At 58.2% G+C, this 16,544-nt stretch carries 11 protein-coding genes; 7 read left to right on the top strand and 4 right to left on the bottom strand.

Going from position 1 to position 16,544, the window contains the following annotated elements; genetic code table 11:
* Positions 1 to 30: 30 nt before the first annotated feature.
* A complete protein-coding gene (locus tag Q0D41_RS03955; RefSeq protein WP_294375528.1) occupies positions 31 to 1,617 on the bottom strand; it encodes a helix-turn-helix transcriptional regulator in 1,587 nt (528 codons plus the stop codon).
* A 286-nt stretch (positions 1,618 to 1,903) separates the two neighbouring features.
* Between Q0D41_RS03955 and Q0D41_RS03950 the strand changes: the two genes are divergently transcribed.
* Positions 1,904 to 2,533 carry a cytochrome c3 family protein gene (locus Q0D41_RS03950; RefSeq protein WP_294375526.1) on the top strand — a complete coding sequence of 210 codons (630 nt, stop codon included), beginning with the start codon at positions 1,904 to 1,906 and terminating at the stop codon, positions 2,531 to 2,533.
* A gap of 85 nt (positions 2,534 to 2,618) precedes the next feature.
* On the top strand, positions 2,619 to 4,304 hold the full coding sequence (locus tag Q0D41_RS03945; RefSeq protein WP_294375523.1) for an FAD-binding protein: 1,686 nt from the start codon (positions 2,619 to 2,621) through the stop codon (positions 4,302 to 4,304).
* Positions 4,305 to 4,700: 396 nt separating this feature from the next.
* On the opposite strand, the gene Q0D41_RS03940 is transcribed toward Q0D41_RS03945, so the two are convergent.
* The 3 genes from Q0D41_RS03940 to Q0D41_RS03930 form a co-directional block, all read right to left on the bottom strand.
* Entirely contained in the window at positions 4,701 to 5,951 is a 1,251-nt protein-coding gene (locus Q0D41_RS03940; RefSeq protein ID WP_294375520.1) for an ATP-binding protein, read from the bottom strand.
* Positions 5,952 to 6,124: 173 nt separating this feature from the next.
* A complete protein-coding gene (locus Q0D41_RS03935) occupies positions 6,125 to 7,951 on the bottom strand; it encodes a hypothetical protein (RefSeq protein WP_294375518.1) in 1,827 nt (608 codons plus the stop codon).
* Positions 7,952 to 8,465: 514 nt separating this feature from the next.
* Entirely contained in the window at positions 8,466 to 9,194 is a 729-nt protein-coding gene (locus tag Q0D41_RS03930; RefSeq protein ID WP_294375515.1) for an HAD family hydrolase, read from the bottom strand.
* A 148-nt stretch (positions 9,195 to 9,342) separates the two neighbouring features.
* On the opposite strand from Q0D41_RS03930, the gene Q0D41_RS03925 reads away from it, so the two are divergent.
* The 5 genes from Q0D41_RS03925 (at position 9,343) to Q0D41_RS03905 (ending at position 16,204) form a co-directional block, all read left to right on the top strand.
* Entirely contained in the window at positions 9,343 to 10,101 is a 759-nt protein-coding gene (locus tag Q0D41_RS03925; protein WP_294375512.1) for an epoxyqueuosine reductase QueH, read from the top strand.
* Between the two features lie 259 nt (positions 10,102 to 10,360).
* Positions 10,361 to 11,485, top strand: a complete 1,125-nt coding sequence (gene queA, locus Q0D41_RS03920; protein WP_294375507.1) for a tRNA preQ1(34) S-adenosylmethionine ribosyltransferase-isomerase QueA — start codon at positions 10,361 to 10,363, stop codon at positions 11,483 to 11,485.
* A gap of 192 nt (positions 11,486 to 11,677) precedes the next feature.
* Positions 11,678 to 12,826 (top strand): tRNA guanosine(34) transglycosylase Tgt, encoded by a 1,149-nt coding sequence (tgt, locus tag Q0D41_RS03915; RefSeq protein WP_294375504.1) that lies wholly within the window; start codon positions 11,678 to 11,680, stop codon positions 12,824 to 12,826.
* 778 nt (positions 12,827 to 13,604) lie between these two features.
* Positions 13,605 to 14,462 carry a ModD protein gene (modD, locus tag Q0D41_RS03910; protein ID WP_294375501.1) on the top strand — a complete coding sequence of 286 codons (858 nt, stop codon included), beginning with the start codon at positions 13,605 to 13,607 and terminating at the stop codon, positions 14,460 to 14,462.
* A gap of 335 nt (positions 14,463 to 14,797) precedes the next feature.
* Positions 14,798 to 16,204 (top strand): ammonia-forming cytochrome c nitrite reductase subunit c552, encoded by a 1,407-nt coding sequence (locus Q0D41_RS03905; protein ID WP_294375498.1) that lies wholly within the window; start codon positions 14,798 to 14,800, stop codon positions 16,202 to 16,204.
* Positions 16,205 to 16,544 lie beyond the last annotated feature (340 nt).

The following is a 16,544-nucleotide window of genomic DNA, read 5'->3' as shown; positions in this document are numbered from 1 at the left end:
GGCGGTGGCTTGCGCGCTAGCTCACTGTTGCTACGAGGCCGCAACGAAATCGATGAGCTCTTGCTTGCTGTGCACGTCGAGTTTCCGATAGATATTGCGCCGGTGGGTGATGGCCGTACCTTCCGATATCACCAGTTCTTCCTGAACGCGCGCGAGTGTGTTGCCCTGCGCAAGAATGATGAGAACCTCAAGTTCGCGTGGGGTCAAGCCGTATTCGAGGGCGATGTTCTTGCATTTCGATACGAAAGAATGGTCGCGCCGCCTTTCGTGCGCAGCGGTTTGCGAATCGGCGTTCTTGCCGGCAGGCATGGTGGCGCCCGCCACTGGCTCTAGCGACGGCTTCGCCTGCTTCTCTTCGCGAATCGCTTCCTCCGGCACATGAAATGCAAGCTTGCCTCGGCCGAAAAGCGCCACTTCATGAAGCATGTTCTTGGTGATAAGCGTGTTGGTTGCCAGGAAAAGCAGCATCACGCACGCCATGCTCATGCTGCAAATGAGCATGGTGCCATCGCTGTTTCGGCCAACAATTCCCGCAAATTGGGGAACGAAGCTTTTCACAAACATGATTACGGCGAGCCCAGCAAGCACCCCAATGCAGAGGAACGAGACGTTTCGCCCAAGGGCAGACTGACCGCATTCCGCATATTTCTGATCGATTTCGCACGATATGAGCAACGTAACTCCGGCGAGCGACACCACCCAAACCATGCTGAAAATCAGAACGAGCCACATGTTGAATTCGCTGCCAGGGGAAATGGGAAAGAAGCTGAGCAGCGCAATTGCGAAAAGCGCTCGGAGCGAGCCGAACGGATTAGGCTCGCGGTTTGGCAGCCAGCCTATTGCGACGATGCCCGCGAAAAATACGAACGCGAGGGGCGCCCATGCGTTAATCATGGCCGCAACCTGGATGGAATCGCCGATGAATGATGCATCGCTCGAGACGAACAGCGAAATGGGCACGGTCGAAGCTGCTCCAAGAAGGAGCATCGCCGCTGCCGTTCGCTTGTTGAACGAACCAATTTTTGCGCGAAGCAGCTTTGAATCGATGGTCGAAGGGTCGACTTGGGGGCGTTCCAAGCGAGGCCTCGCAAGGCAAGACGCCGCAACGAAGACGAGGGATGCAACAAGGCTGATTGGCACCGAAAAAATCGGTAGAACGAAAATGACGGCGCAGGCGACGAAAACTGCTGCGAGCGTTGCGAAGGTCGTCTGCTTTACCTCAAGGCACATAAGGCATCGCTCAAGCTGAAGAACGCCTATTCCGCTCGAGCAACCGATAAGGGCGAACGCGATGCAAGTGATGGGTGCGTTGCCTTCCGTTTGTCCAGTCGCCAAAAGCAAGGCAACGCCGAATGCGTACGTGGCGATCGCTCCTATGTCGAGCACGTGGCCCGAGTCGCTTTTGAGCGTTTCCTGCATGAAATGCATGACGCATGCCACTGCGAAGAGAGCTGCGGCAAAGTAGCACGCAAGCGGAAGCGCGCGTTCGATAGGCAGTCCAGACCATTCGACGCGCTGCGCGTAGCAGACAACCGGAACCCAAGAGACCTGTAGAGCGCAGCTGATGGCGCTTTTGATTGGCGTGCTGCTTGCCGTCTTTTGCGATACGTTGCCCATTTGATTTCCCCCTCCGTGCACGATTCGAAAAGCGCATTGCCCACGCGCTCGTTCGCGCTCCCTTTCGCGAGCAATTCTTTCTCGCGCGTGAACATTCGAATCGCGGTTTCCCCGATGACAAAATAGCAGGTTTTCGGTCGAGTGTTTTCATCCATGGGACAAATACTCTGTAACAGATGATTTATGAGCTGGGCAAACGTAATTCATTTGCTTGAGGGGATTTGCTACGGCCGATTGTGGCGTACGTTTCTCGACGTATTCGACGAAGCCAGCGAAAGGGGGAGAAATGAATACTTCGATTCGAAACGAACGTAAAACGAGGGTGCGCGCGGCATGTGCCGTAATGGGTGCGATGTCGATTTTGGTGCTGGCCTTGTATGGTTGCCAACCCGCCCAGACGAGCGACACCGCGAGCAAGTCCGACGCGGCTGCGACGGAGAGCATCACGCTGACCGACTGGTCGCCGAGCACCGATTGCGCGACGTGCCATTCCAACGAGGTCTCGTCTGAGGCCGATACGGCATGCACGGCGTCGAAGCACGCATCGCTTTCTTGTGCCGATTGCCATTCCGACACCGAAAAGCTTGCCAAGCTCCACAACGGCACGAGCTCCGACGATCGTCAGCCGACCCGCCTGAAGCAGACCGAGGTGTCGAGCGAGGTGTGCCTTGGCTGTCACGATCAAAGTGAGCTTGCCCAGAAAACGGCGTCGGTTACGGCGCTCACCGATTCGAACGGCAAGACGGTTAATCCGCACGATTTGCCGGCGACTGAAACCCATCAGGCCATCACCTGCACGAATTGCCACACCATGCATTCCGAGCAGACCGATCTTGATGGCGATGCGAAGTCGTACTGCACGAGTTGCCACCACGCCGACGTGTTCGAGTGCTATACGTGCCACCAGCACAGCTAGTTAGAAACTCGCCCCGGCGAAAGGGGATTTCACGGGGCGATAGCAAGTGCGCTTCATGCGCAAAAGCTCAAGAAAGGGGAACGAAATGGAAGGGAATGAAATGGGATTTTCTCGTCGTAATTTCCTGAAGGGCGCTGGTCTTGCCGCTATCGGCGCAGCCGCCGCAACGAGCCTGGGAGGCTGCGCCTCTTCCGACTCTTCGGCAGATTGGATGCCTTCGAAGTGGGATTTTGAAACGGACGTGCTCGTTATTGGCTACGGCGGCGCTGGCTTGTGGGCCGCGGTCACCGCAAAAGACGAAGGCAATAGCGAGGTGCTCGTGCTCGAGAAGGCGCCGTCGCGCGGTGGCGGAAACAGCTCTATCAACATGGGCGAGTATACCTGGATTGATGACGTGGATGGAGCCGTGAAGTACATTACCGGCTTCACCAAGGGCCATACGCCCGAGGAAATCGCGCGCGCATGGGCCGAAGAGTGCTACAACAACATGGACTATTGCGATCGTTGGGGCGTAAAGACCGAAAAGAAGAAGGGCACCAACGCTTCCGGCGGAACGTCAAGCTGCGAGTATCCGTGGATTGATGGCGCAGAGGCCATGCATGTGTGCTCGTTCGGCGATGCGACGAAGGGCGGCAACGAAGGCTGGCACACGCTTGACCAGGCTCGCGCCGACTTGGGCATCGAGGTTAAATTCAGCTGCCATGACGAAACCTTGATTCAGAACCCCGAAACCAAGGAAATCGTTGGTGCGTACACCTACATCGGCGACGACGGCACGCAGTATGCCATCAAGGCTCGTAAGGGCGTCATCATGACCACTGGCGGCTTCGAGTTCAACGACGAGTTGAAGAATACCTACTGCAAGTGCTACCCGATGAACGGTTTCTACGGCTGGCCTTTCAACACGGGCGACGGCATTAAGATGGTGCAGGATGTTGGCGCGCAGCTGTGGCACATGAATAATGTCATCGGCTCGTACAACGCATGGTTCAAAGATTTCGAGTGGAAATACGCATTCACCCTTACCCCTCAAGCGAACAACTTTGTGATGCTTGATCGCCTGGGTAACCGCTGGATCGCCGAATCGACGTTCCTGAGCCCGCATGTCGGTTGGCACGAGTTCGAGAAGTTCAACGACGAGAAGCTGTGCGACTTCGAGCGCATTCCGACCTGGGTCATTCTTGATCAGAACGTTATCGATGCAGGACCGCTCGGCGCTACCGCAGGCGGCGCTCTGAACACGCCTGGTGGCTCGACCACCATCGGCATGACGCTGAGCGACATTCCCGAGGAATGCGGCCAGTATCCTGGTTGGAGCGAGGACAATTCGACCGAGATCCAGAAGGGTTGGATTCTGAAGGCCGACACGATTGACGAACTCATTGAGAAGATGGCCGAGGTCGACGATGCTCCCGATGCGGAGGCCGTGAAGGCCACCATCGAGAAGTACAACGGCTACTGCACTGCTGGCAGCGACCCCGATTTCCAGCGCACGGAGGCTACGCTTGCGCCGGTCGCGACCCCGCCGTATTACGCGTACCCCCTCTATCCTGGCGGCTGCTCGACGCTCGGCGGCCCCAAGAAGGACGTGAATGCACAGGTGCTCGATGTCGACGACAAGCCCATTGGTCGTTTGTATGCGGCCGGCTGCTTCGGCAACATGGCGAGCCACACCTATGGCATTTCCGGCGGCAATAACGCCGAGAACATGGTTTGGGGCCGTATTGCCGCTCGTTCGGCGTCGGCAAACAAGCCTTGGGACGAAAAATAATCTAAGCGGCGGAGTCTCCCTTCCCTCCCTCTAAACTCCGCATGGCTTTCCCTTCTGTTGGTGGGCATCGCGTATGTGGTGCCCACCATTCGTTTGCGGTGGGGTTGTTTGCTAGGGACCGCTCCGGCGGTTCCCTAATCGTCGATCCCGTTTGGCTCTCCCTATGGGCTGTGAGTGCTTCGATTCGTGAGTTTCGCGGGGATTTCTATTCCGCGCATCGCAACGAAAAATGAAAACGCGAAGTAAGTGGCCGCTTCTATTTCGCAAAATCGCAAAAAATTGAAAAACGCGAAATAGATAGGGGGTTGTAGTTCGCGTTTTCGAATGCGGCGTATGCGATTGAAGGCGGATGGGTGCGAGGGCCGCCTTCTTCCGACCGTCTCTTCACCGGCGTTCTTATGCGCGATACCTCGTTCCGCGGCCGGTGCCCGTTTTCTCGACATAGCGCTTCTCGACAAGCGATCGCAGAAGCTTCACGGCCTTGTCTTTGCCGAACTCGAAGTTCGCGACAATTTGCCCGCTTGCCGCCGAGCCTTCTTCCTTGACGAATCGATACACCAGCTCCTCATCGCTGGTCAAAGCGGGCCTCGCGTCGGTCACGGGAAGCGTGACTCGCACGGCGTTTTCGCTTACATCGAATTCGGGTTTCTGCTCATATTCGGCATATGAGCTGCGAATACGCATAATTCCTGTGCCGAACATTTCGATGATGTTGAGCCTGAACAGCACGTTGGCAAGAATTGGGTTGCGCAGCTGCGAAATGAAACCCTTCAGATATTCGTCGCGCCCAAGGCCTGCGGGCAGCCCGCCAGGCGAGGAAATTTCGATGCGGTCGGGGTGCATCGCGATCCTGATTTTCGCGTTAACGTCCCACGTGCGATGCGCAACGGCGTTCGCGACGGCTTCGCGGAATGCCTCGTAGGGAATCGAATAATGCCTGGTGCGACGGGCGCCTTCGATTGTTTCGACGCTGTAGTATCGCTCGAACATCGTGCAGGCGCCATCGATTTGCTCGATCACCGACATTTCCTCGAATGTTGCACGGTCGGCAATGGTGTTGATATTTTCTCCGAACTTCGCGACGTCGATTCCGGGGAAGGTGTTTTGGTCGGAAACTATGAGCGCGGCGTTGTTGAAGCCCGCTTCGAAATTGAACAGGTTGAACGTTCTCAAAACGTCCCCGTTGAGCGCCTTCACGACGTGCTCGGCCTCGAGTTTTTCTTCAAGTGCGTGAAACGTCAAATCTTGTTTGGGGCAGGGCAGTTCTTCGAAATGCATGTTTTGGCCAGCGAGCACGAGCCTGCGCAGCTCGACGCTATCGACCTCTACGGTTGCCGTGTCTGACCTGCGGTAAGCTTTTCCTTTGTACAGGTAGGGCTTGCTCGGCCCCTCCTCAACGGCAAGGGTGACGGTTTTCTTGCGCGTGTTTTCGGTGAGCGAGAAGAATGGCATGGGGTCGATGGAGTCGTTGATTTTGTTTTCGATGTCCAGGCACGCCGCCCTTGTATCGGCGAGGCCTTTGACGGAGCCATCGTCGGCGATGCCGAAAACAATGCTGCCGGATCCGTAATTGGCGAAGGCGCTCACCGTTTTAAGAAACGAATTCGAGACGGACTCTTTCCATTCGATGGTTCTGCTTTCTTTCATGCCGGCCTGCTCCTTCCGCACAATCGTCGGTCTGTTTTATGTGGAATTATACGAAAAAACCGACGCAAAACGGACGTAAAAATTTGCGTCGGTTTTGCGTCGGAATCGGTCGACGAAAAAGGGGGATGGCGCTCGTGCGTCGTCCCCCTTTGCGGTTGCGGTTGCGCCCTTGGCTAACAGGATGGAATCGGCTTGTAGCCTGCGAGCTGGTCGGCATCGATGACGCCTTGGGCATAAAGCGCATAAAGCATCGTTTGGGCATCGAGCTTTTCGACATTCACCTCAGACACGGCTTCGATATCGCCCAGAATCGCCGAACATCTGCTTTGCGATGGGCATTGGCCAACCATTTCCGACACGCGCGGGGTCTTGGGCTCCTGGAAATCAGGTTCGATTTCCGTGAATACGTCGGGGAAGGTATTCGCGCTCTCCTCCGGGGCAACGATACGGGTCCGCCTTACGCCCATTTGCTTGCTCTTCACCTCGATAAATTCGACCCCTCTAGGCAAAAAGCCGTTTTCCGCGGTCGCTATTTCCGGCAAGCCAGCGCACTTCCATGCCTTGATGAGTCTCGTGGCGGGCAGGGTTCGAGCTGAGGTTTTCGAGAGCTTGGCGGCGGCCTTCTTTTGCGCTGCTGCCGTTTTCGGCCAAGCGGGTGCAAGGGAAGTGTCGTAGGGCCCTATCTCGAGAGGCTGCGGAGGCATTACCGTTTTTCTGGGGGCATGCCGGCTTTCTTTGAAATAGCTCAGTGCATCACGAATCGCCTCGTCGATTTCGGCATCGGCAAGTTCGAAGGCAATTTGGCACGAGTAACTCGCGTCGCCGCGATCGTCTGAGTACACAGGTTTGTTTTTGAGCACCGAAGCATGCAGATGGGGGATTAGCGCTGCCAGAAGGTAAAGCCCCGCCCACGTTGTCGCGCCCAAGAGCGAATGCTTATCGACAACGTATTTCGCTAATTTGGGATTTGGGGTTACGGTCGGGCGCTCTTTCCCCGGAATCGTGGCAATGATTTGGCAGGGCGCATCAAGGAACTCGTAATACCTGCTTGTTCCAGAGAGAAAGCTTGGGATTGCTTTCTGGAAATCGGCGGTGTCGAGCGCCTGGACTTCAATGCTTTGTCCAGGGATGAGCAATTTCGACTCTCGGCTATCGGTGAGGAATTCGAGCGGGATGACTACGGGCAGGCTTATTAAGGCCGAGCGGCAGGCCTTCAGGAAAGCATCTTGTTTCTGCTCGTCATTCGAATAGTATTCTTCCGATAGCGCCGATTCGGCGTGGAGCGTAATGGGGACTCGCGTTTCTCGAAAGGAGTATCGCTCGTAGTTGCGGTGCCACTCGATTGCGTCTGCTACAAGTTCATCGGTAATTGCCAGGGCGCATGCTGTGCTTGCGAAATCGATGCATTCGCCCGTGTCTACGCAACAACACAGGTCGAAAAGAGCATCTAGTGAGATGTTTACGAGTTTGTTGGAATCGCGGTCGAGCGACGCTTTTAACAAATCGGGCGTAATGAAAAGCGGCGTAGCGGGTTCGAGGGTTTTCCCATTCGATTTGAGACATTGAATAAGATTCGTTCTGTCAGATCCGCTGTATTGCCACCCTAGAATGCATGCTCCAAACGTTAAACCAAGCGCTGTAGCTTCCGCAAAAAAGTCAAGCTGGCTTATGTCGTCGACCTCCGCCCTCAAGCAAAAAAGAAGAGAGCAAGCCGTTTGCGACGCGTACATGCGCCCATCGTAGCTAACGTCGTGCGGCATGCGCCACTCTGCGGTATGGGAATAAGAAACCAGCTCGCAGCCGATTCCGTCTGGCAACTCGACGTCGTGCTCGTTTATCCAGCGAGCCACGGATTGCAGGTCTGCGCGCTCGCCCATGCTTTTTACCGCCGCAGCGACCTCGGGATGGCGACGCGCGACGCGCTCAATCATGAGCTCCTCGATTGCTGTTCGCGTACTTTCGTCTGAGGTAATTCCGATTCGCGTTAGAACGTCGGCCATGATTCCCCCTAAGCAACGCTTTTGTGGCGACGGTATGTCATACGCAATAGTAGGCGAAGCAGTGCGGTTGGTGTGGCCATCGTCGATTTTCTTAGTTGCTGCGGGCTCGCTTTATCGGCCGACGAAAAAGGGGATGGCGGGCGGGTGTCTTCCGTTATGAAACTCGCAATGCCTGAATAGCGTACATATGTTTGGTATAATGCTGATTGGCAGTGCTCCGCCGTTCCTGCGGGTGATGCTTCCTTCGAGAGACAAGGAGCTACCACCATGGAAATAGTGATGTGCCTGGCAGCTTGCTGCACTATCACAACAACCGTTTTGGCCATATACGACCGAACCCAACGCAGGATTGAAAAGAGAAAGAAAGATGATGCCCGGAAACGAGAATGACCAGGCGGGTACCTGGCCATTCTAAAACCGACTAGCATCACCCGTAGCTAAGGTCCCAAAAGCTTTAGTCACGGCGGGCGCTGCCGTCTCTTGCATTATAACATGCGAAGCGCGCAGTTGCTCTCTATTTCAAGCTCGGCAGCGCCTCGCACCAATAGGCGAACTCGGCCATGATGCCGTGCTTGCATTCGGAAACGTTCAGGCCTTCTTCCGACTCAATCAGGTGATCGGTTACGAAATAAATGTCGCAACCCACTTTAGTCGCCAGGCCGTCTTCGCGGTTGTGGTTGCCCACCATGAGCACCTCGTCGGCCGCCACGCCCGCGCGCGCCAGGCAATCTTCGTAGTAGCGGGGCATAGGCTTCACGGCATAGCAGGTTTCGTAATCGGTGGCGAACTCGAAATCGTCGGGGTCAAGGCCTGCCCAGCGAATGCGCTCGTGCACGGCCGCCAGCGGGAACATGGGCATGGTGGTCACCGCCACGCGATAGCCCTTCTTCTTCAGAATCGCCACGGCGCGCGCGGCCTCGGGGTTTGCCTGCACGCCTTCTCCCACCTGGGAAAACGGGCCCTCGTAGAAGCGCGCGAACAGCGTTTTCATCTCTTCGGCGTCAAAACCGGTCGCCTTCGTGAACGCCTCCCAAAACACGTTGTGGTTGGTGGCGCTTCCGTCCGATTTCGCCATGGCCTTCACGCCCGCCATCACCGCGCCCAGGCACATGTCGGAGTCGAGTCCGTTTTCCGCGGCGAACGCGCCGAGCGCCTTGAAATAGCGCTTCATGAACACGTCGGTGTCCATGGGCAAAAGCGTGCCGTCGAGGTCGAAAAATACGGTGGTGTATGAGCGAGCCATGGAAAATCCTCGAATCTCTTTGAAATGGGCCGTTCCGCGCGCGGTAGCGCATGCGGCGGCGAATGCAAAATGGTAGTATAAACAAGTTTTGGTAAAGGGGCGCGGGTGCGCTCGAATTCGTTGACCAGCTGTGATGGAGGTGCCGTCTTTGAAGTTGCTTTTGCACGCGTGTTGTTGCCCGTGCACGCTCGAGCCTTTGCGGCTCTTGCTTGAAGAAGGCCACGACATTGCGATTGCTTACATGAATTCGAACATCCACCCGGCCGAGGAATATGAGCACCGGCGCGACGTGCTGCTCGATTTCGCGCGTGAACAGGGCATCGAGGTAATCGAGGGTGTCTACGACCCGCAGGCGTGGTCGCGCGCTGCCGGCGTGTTCGGCACCGATCCCGACCAGCGTTCCGACCGCTGCCGCGCGTGCTATCGCCTTCGCCTGGAAGAGGCGTGCGCGTATGCCGCGGCCAACGGTTACGAAGGCGTGGCCACTACGCTCACGGTGAGCCCCTATCAATATACGGAAACCATCCGCGAGGAGCTCGAGCGCGCGTGCGAGCCCCACGGCCTGGCGCCGGTGTTCCGCGATTATCGCGACCAATACCCCGAGGCCACGCGGCGCAGCAAGGCCATGGGCATGTATCGCCAGAACTACTGTGGTTGCGTGTTTTCCAAGATAGAAGCCGCTGAAGAACGCGAGGCTCGCAAGGCCGAGCGCGCTGCCGCGAAGGCCGCCAAGGAAGCCGCCGAGGCTCCCGCGCGTGCGGCTGCCGAAGCTGCCCGCCAAAAGAAGCGCGCCGAAAAGCAGGCATACGCCAACAAGCGCGCCGCCCAGCGAGCGGCGCTCAAGGCATACAAGCAAGCGCATCACGACGACGCGGCTTGCGATGGGAAAGGAAACGAGGCGGAATAGCCCAAAGTCAGCGAGCGAGGTGCCTGGTGCTCCTGGCTAGCTCGAAAAGGAGCGAAACGCCTAAAGCGATAGAAGAGGAAACGGCGAAGCGGCTCGAGTCGCACGAACGATAGCGAGCGCGACTCTGACGAGTGCAGTTCGGGCGAAGCCGAGGCGAAGCGTACTTCGGTACGCGAGCAGAAGGCTGAACCCGAAATGCGCCGTCAGGGGCGCGCGCAGCGGCGAGTCGTTTCGCCGTTCGGATAGAACGGCGAAACTTATGAAAACTGACGATTTCGATTACGACCTTCCTGAGCGCTGCATCGCCCAGGAGCCTGCGGCGGTGCGCGATGCGTGCAAGATGCTCGTGATGAATCGCGAAACGGGCGAACTGGAAGACCGCATCTTCCGCGACATCATCGAATACCTCGAGCCGGGCGACGTGCTCGTGGCCAACGAGACGCGCGTCATGCCTGCGCGCCTTCTGGGTGCCAAGCGCGGCACGGGTGGCCAGGCCGAAGTGTTCCTGCTTCGCCAGCGCATGGGTACCGCGGCCGACGCCTATGTGGCGACCGAGGGTCCCGACGGCGCGCTCGGCAGCAACCAGCAGGCCGTTTGGGAAGTGCTCGTTCGTCCGGGCAAGCGCTTGAAGCCGGGCAGTGGCGCCATCGTCGACTTCTGCGACGCCGAGGGCAACGTGGCCCTTTCCGCCGAAATCGTCGACTGGGGAGCCGACTCGGGCCGTGGCGAGCGCATCGCGCGCCTGACCACTACGCGCCCCTCGCTCGACGAAGCCCTGCATGCCGTGGGCCACACGCCGCTTCCGCCCTACATTAAGCATTACGCGGGCGACGAAGAGCTCTACCAAACGGTGTATTCGCGCCACGAAAGCTCGGCGGCGGCACCCACCGCGGGCCTGCATTTCACGCCAGAGCTCATCGAGCGCCTGCGCGCCAAGGGCATCGAGTGGCACACCGTGGAGCTTGAAGTTGGCCTGGACACCTTCCGCATCGTCGATGAAGACGACCCCGAGAAGCACACCATCCACACCGAGTTCTACACGGTTCCGCAGGAAACCGTCGACGCGTGCGACGCCGCCCATGCGCGCGGCAACCGCGTGATCGCCGTGGGCACGACGAGCGTGCGCAGCCTCGAGAGCGCCTACGATCGCGAGCTGGGCCGCCTGCGTGCTCGCAACCGCGAGGCCACGAGCCTCTACATTCTGCCGGGCTACACGTTCGGCGTGGTGGACGCGCTGGTCACGAACTTCCACGTGCCGCGTTCCACGCTCATGATGCTCGTGAGCGCGTTTTCGACTCGCGAGAATATCATGGCCGCCTACAAGCACGCGATTGAAAGCGACTACCGCCTGCTGTCGTTTGGCGACGCAATGTTTATCTGTTAGCGCTTTTGCCTGCCGGCAAAAGCGCTATGCCGACGCTGCGCGCGGGCCGGGCACGTCATCTTGCCCCTTGTGCATGGCGCGGCGCGTACCAAAGTACGCTTGGCCATGCGGCGGGGCAACCTGGCGCACCGGCCCCGCGCTCGCTGACTTTTTTGCGAAAGGTTCCCTTCCGTTATTCGAGAAAGAAATCCAATGCCCCTTTTCGATGTAAACATAGACGCCACCTGCGGAAACGCGCGCGCTCTTACGTTTGAGACCGCGCATGGCACGGTGCATACCCCCATGTTCATGCCCGTTGGCACGCACGCCACGGTGAAGGGCGTCACCACGCCGCAGCTGCGCGAGCTCAACAGCCAGGTGGTGCTCGCGAACACGTATCATCTGTACATGCGCCCGGGCGTCGACATTATTGAGAAGGCCGGCGGCGTGCAGAAGTTCATGAACTACGACGGCCCCATGCTCACCGATTCGGGCGGATTCCAGCTGTTTAGTCTCGATCATATGATGAAAACCGACCCCGACGGCGTCACGTTCCACGCGCGAGATTACGACGGCAGCAAGCATCGCTGGACTCCCGAGAGCAACATGGACATTCAGCAGCGCATCGGCGCCGACATCGTGATGCAGCTCGACCAGTGTATCGGCTATCCGTCGCCGAAAGAAGCCGTGGCCGCGTCCACGAAGCTGTCGTGGGAATGGGCCGAGCGTTGCTGCGCCGCGCATACCCGCGAGGATCAGGCGCTGTTTGCCATCGTGCAGGGCGGTATGCACCGCGACCTGCGCCTCGAGAGCGCAAGGCGCCTGGTCGAGATTGACGCCGCGAGCCGTGCGGCAGGCCACAAGGGCTTCCAAGGCTTCGGCATTGGCGGCTATTCGGTGGGCGAGCCGCACGACGTGATGTTCGAGACGCTCGGCGATGTGTGCCAGGCGCTGCCCGACAACCGTCCGCGCTATCTGATGGGCGTCGGCAATCCCACGACGCTCGTGCGCGCGGTGCGCGAGGGTGTGGACATGTTCGACTGCGTGCTGCCTACGCGCACGGCACGCATGGGCACGGCGTTTTCGCACACGGGTCGCATGAACATGCGCAACGCGAAATATAAGGATGATTTCACGCCGCTCGATCCCGAGTGCAGCTGCCCCACGTGCACGAATTACACGCGCGCATACCTTCGCCACCTGGTGAAACAGGGCGAAATGCTCGGCGGCATCCTGCTGTCGATTCACAACCTGCATTTCCTGATCGACCTTATGGGTAAGGCGCGCGAAGCCGTGCTCGCCGGCGAATACGAGGCGTTCTACCAGGATTGGATGAACAGCCCCGCCGCGAACGACTACTAAGGGGCGCTAGGCTGGCGCGTCGGACTGGCACGGCCGTGTGTGCGTGTCGGACTGCGGCTGGGCCGCCAGGATTCGAACCCGGACTAAGGTACGGCCGTGTGTGCGTGTCGGGATGGTTCGGCTGCGTGTCAGAAAAGGCGAGAATGGGGTCTCATTGCAGGCGGAGATCCGAGGCCTTTCGCCTTTCTCGAATTCAGCACACCTCTCTCACCTGGGGTTTGCGAAAACACCGCTTGTGAGTCGCATTATTGTTCTTGCATTGGAGCCCTGAACTCCGTCATTTTGGGCCCCATCGTGGCGTTTTCTGCCAATTCAGGCTCGACAATCTGCAATGAGGCCCCATTGTGACGTTTTCTGCCGACCTCTTTTGCCGGGCGCTTTCGTTGGGATTTCCGATTGGGTTTCAGCCGAGCGCTTCTGTGAAGGGCTCTGGCCAGGCTTTGGCTCGGGGCGTGCCTGCGAAGGATTGTTGCAAGGGATTCTATGGAGTCTTTCGCACAATCTTCTGCGACGGTTAGCGGTCAACGTTCTGCAACGAAAACTTCGCGTTTGCGTCTGGGGCGGGCATCGTCCCGCAACGACCCCCGTGTTTGCGGCAGTGCCGATAGCCATCCAGTGCCCAACGACGGTGTTTCGCGCTCACGCCCAAGAAGATCGGCGGTCTCGGGCGTGGAATGACCGGCGGCCACCATCTCGCATCGAAGCTTGCGCCCGCGGCGAGAACGGCTATTCTAGAGCAAGAATAGTTGTCGCGCCGAAGCCGCATTAAGGGGAAAATATGCTGCGCATATCCGATTCTCGAATTGACCAGCTCATTGCCGAAGATATTCCGTATATCGACCTCACGAGCGAGGTTTTGGGCATTGGTGCCGAGCAGGGTGAAATGGAGTTCTTCACGCGCGAGGCGTGCGTGCTCGCGGGTGTGCCTGTGGCGCGCCGTATCGCAGAAAAGTGCGGATGCGAAATCGTGAGCGCACGGCCCGACGGCAACGAGCTTTCGGCGGGCGAGACGTTCTTTGCCGTGCGCGGCGCGTCGGCCGATTTGCACGCGGCGTGGAAGGTGTGCCTGAACACGTTCGACCACCTGTCGGCCGTGGCCACGAAAACGCGCGCGATGGTGAACGCTGCGCACGCGGTGAATCCGCGTTGCGAGGTTCTCACGACGCGCAAAAGCATGCCGGGCGCAAAAGACCTGCTCACGAGCGCGGTCATGGCGGGCGGGGCGTTCCCCCACCGACTGGGCCTCTCCGAAACCGTGCTTGTGTTCGACCATCATTTGGAATTCATGGGCGGCTTCGACGCGTTCGTCGAACAGCTGCCGAGCATCAAGGCGAAGTGCATCGAGAAGAAGCTGTTCGTGGAAGCGAACGTCGAACGGGCGCGCACGCTTGCGCGCGTAAGCGCAGGTGGGGAAGGCGTCGACGGCATTCAGCTCGACAAGGTGCCTGTCGAGCAGCTGGCGGAGTTCGTGGCTGAACTGCGTGAGATCGACCCGCGCCTCACGCTTATTGCCGCTGGCGGCATTAACCCGAGTAACGCTGCCGCCTACGCCGCCACGGGCGTCGATGGCCTGGCGACCACGGCGCCGTTTTCCGCGAAGCCTTGCGACATGAGCGTGCGTATGCGCGCGCTATAGGCTGAATAAGCGCTGGAGTTTTAGGCGGGCGAGACGTGGGTGCGCTTCGCTCACCGCGTGCGTTTGTTGGCGCCTCCTATAGTTGAGCGTGTTTTGCGGGCAATCGTGTTTTCTCGCACCAACTGGGCGTAAGGCGCGTTTGCGTCTGCGGGTTTTTCCTCAGGCAATCGTACGAACTCTGCAGTGGCACATACTTCCAGGTCAATTTGAATCGTCCCCATTAAAATGCGAGAAAGCGTCCCTTCTGAAGGTACGCTTTCCAACGTATATTGCTCCTAGGGAATGAACAGGGAGGGCCTGCATTCCCGCAAATGGTAAGGGGAAGGGGGAATCCCATGAAGAACGACAAGTTTGAAAGCAAAGGCAAATTTGAAGCCGCGAATGGCATGAATGGTGCGTGCAATCTCGGTGTTGCGGGCCGCGGCGAATCGGTGGCCGACGCTACAGCTGCGTCGCCTAAAGCGTTCGCGCGCGGTAGCAAGACGAAAGTCGCCATGTGGGGTGTTGGAGTTGCATCGTTTGCGCTGGTTGTGGGCCTAGTCGCCTGTGCGCCTTCTGCGACTACGGGCAAAATCGAGGCCGCACCGTCGCCAAACGCCGCTGCCAAGCACGCCACGCCTGAGGCCGACGAGTTCGGCGTGGTGACCGCCGAATCGTGGAAAGACATCTATCCGAACGAGTACGAAAGCTACATGGATAACGCGGCGAACTCGCCCGATTCCGGTAAGAAAAACTACCTGGAAACGTATCCGGCGCTCAATACCATGTACAAAGGATACGCGTTCGCGCTGGGCTACGACCAGGCGTCCAGCCATCTATATACGCTTGACAGCATAAAAGACACGCCGCGCACGCAGAAAAAAGAGCAGCTCGCGAACTGCATCACGTGCAAAACGCCCCAGTTCACCGCGCTGGTGAACTCCGAGGGCGATAGCGTGTACGCCGAAAAGTTCAACGACATGGTTGGCCAGTTCGACGAGCCCATTAGCTGCTACAACTGCCACGAGAACGATCCGAAGTCCAACACCGTAACGAACAAGTTTTTCTTCGAGTCGCTTGGCCCCGATGCCGACAGCATTCCGAAAGAGGCCCAGGTGTGCGGCCAGTGCCACAACGAGTACTACTTCAACGGTCAAACCAAGGTGCCCGCGAACCCGTATTCGGGCCGCGAGCAAATGACGCCCGATGCGATTCTCGCGTACTACGACAGCATGGGCTTTGCCGACTGGAAGTATCCCGGCACCGACACGCCTATGATCAAGGTGCAGCATCCAGAGTTTGAGACGAATTACGGCGGCGATGGTTCGTACATGACCAATCTCGGCTACACTTGCGCCGATTGCCATATGGGCAAGGCGACCGCGGAAGACGGCACGGTATATGTGAGCCATAAATGGACGAGCCCGCTTGAAAACGAAGACCTGCTGGCCAACGATTGCTCGAACTGCCATAGCGATTTGAAGTCGGAAGTTGCCCAGATTCAGACGCATCAGGAAGAGCGCGTGCAGGCAATTTCGAAGAAGATCGAACAGCTCGCGAACACCATGACCGATCAGGTTGCGGCCGGTACGTTGACGGGTGATAAGCTCGCGCAATGCCAGAAACTGCATCGCAATGCGCAGTTCTACTGGGATTTCGTGATGGTCGAAAACGGTGACGGTGCGCATAACTCGAAGCTCTCCGACACGACGCTCGACAAATCTGAGAAAGCCGTCGACGAAGCGCTTGCGCTGCTCGCATAGCTCGCCTGGATCGCTCGGCTAAGCATTTGTTTCAGTTGCGCCCATCGTGGTGCCAGCCAACCGAGTCGACGAAGCCCGATGGATCGAGGCGAACCAGTCTATCGGTTGTGAGAACCGAAAAAACGCCCTCCCTTGAAGGGCCGCGAAGCGATTCGCGGCCTTTTCGCATTTAAAACTTTAGTCTGGCGCGTGTAACTGTGCCTAGAAAACCGCCTGCTATGCGGGCGGACGACAATCCGCTTTACAAAGCCGCCCTTTCGCTCGATATTGACGATTGTTCAGGCTGCCAAAATATCGAGACGTGAGGGCATGAGGGCCATGGCGCAAAAAACGTGCAGCC

The sequence above is a fragment of the uncultured Slackia sp. genome (assembly GCF_934630525.1).
In the GTDB taxonomy this organism is placed as follows: domain Bacteria; phylum Actinomycetota; class Coriobacteriia; order Coriobacteriales; family Eggerthellaceae; genus Slackia.
This window is presented reverse-complemented; position numbering and strand designations above follow the sequence as displayed.

Excerpts from the sequence above, each read along its gene's own strand:
- Q0D41_RS03955 (WP_294375528.1), bottom strand. The coding sequence starts at position 1,617 with ATGGGCAACGTATCGCAAAAGACGGCAAGCAGCACGCCAATCAAAAGC.
- Q0D41_RS03950 (WP_294375526.1), top strand. The coding sequence starts at position 1,904 with ATGAATACTTCGATTCGAAACGAACGTAAAACGAGGGTGCGCGCGGCA.
- Q0D41_RS03945 (WP_294375523.1), top strand. The coding sequence starts at position 2,619 with ATGGAAGGGAATGAAATGGGATTTTCTCGTCGTAATTTCCTGAAGGGC.
- Q0D41_RS03940 (WP_294375520.1), bottom strand. The coding sequence starts at position 5,951 with ATGAAAGAAAGCAGAACCATCGAATGGAAAGAGTCCGTCTCGAATTCG.
- Q0D41_RS03935 (WP_294375518.1), bottom strand. The coding sequence starts at position 7,951 with ATGGCCGACGTTCTAACGCGAATCGGAATTACCTCAGACGAAAGTACG.
- Q0D41_RS03930 (WP_294375515.1), bottom strand. The coding sequence starts at position 9,194 with ATGGCTCGCTCATACACCACCGTATTTTTCGACCTCGACGGCACGCTT.
- queA (WP_294375507.1), top strand. The coding sequence starts at position 10,361 with ATGAAAACTGACGATTTCGATTACGACCTTCCTGAGCGCTGCATCGCC.
- tgt (WP_294375504.1), top strand. The coding sequence starts at position 11,678 with ATGCCCCTTTTCGATGTAAACATAGACGCCACCTGCGGAAACGCGCGC.
- modD (WP_294375501.1), top strand. The coding sequence starts at position 13,605 with ATGCTGCGCATATCCGATTCTCGAATTGACCAGCTCATTGCCGAAGAT.
- Q0D41_RS03905 (WP_294375498.1), top strand. The coding sequence starts at position 14,798 with ATGAAGAACGACAAGTTTGAAAGCAAAGGCAAATTTGAAGCCGCGAAT.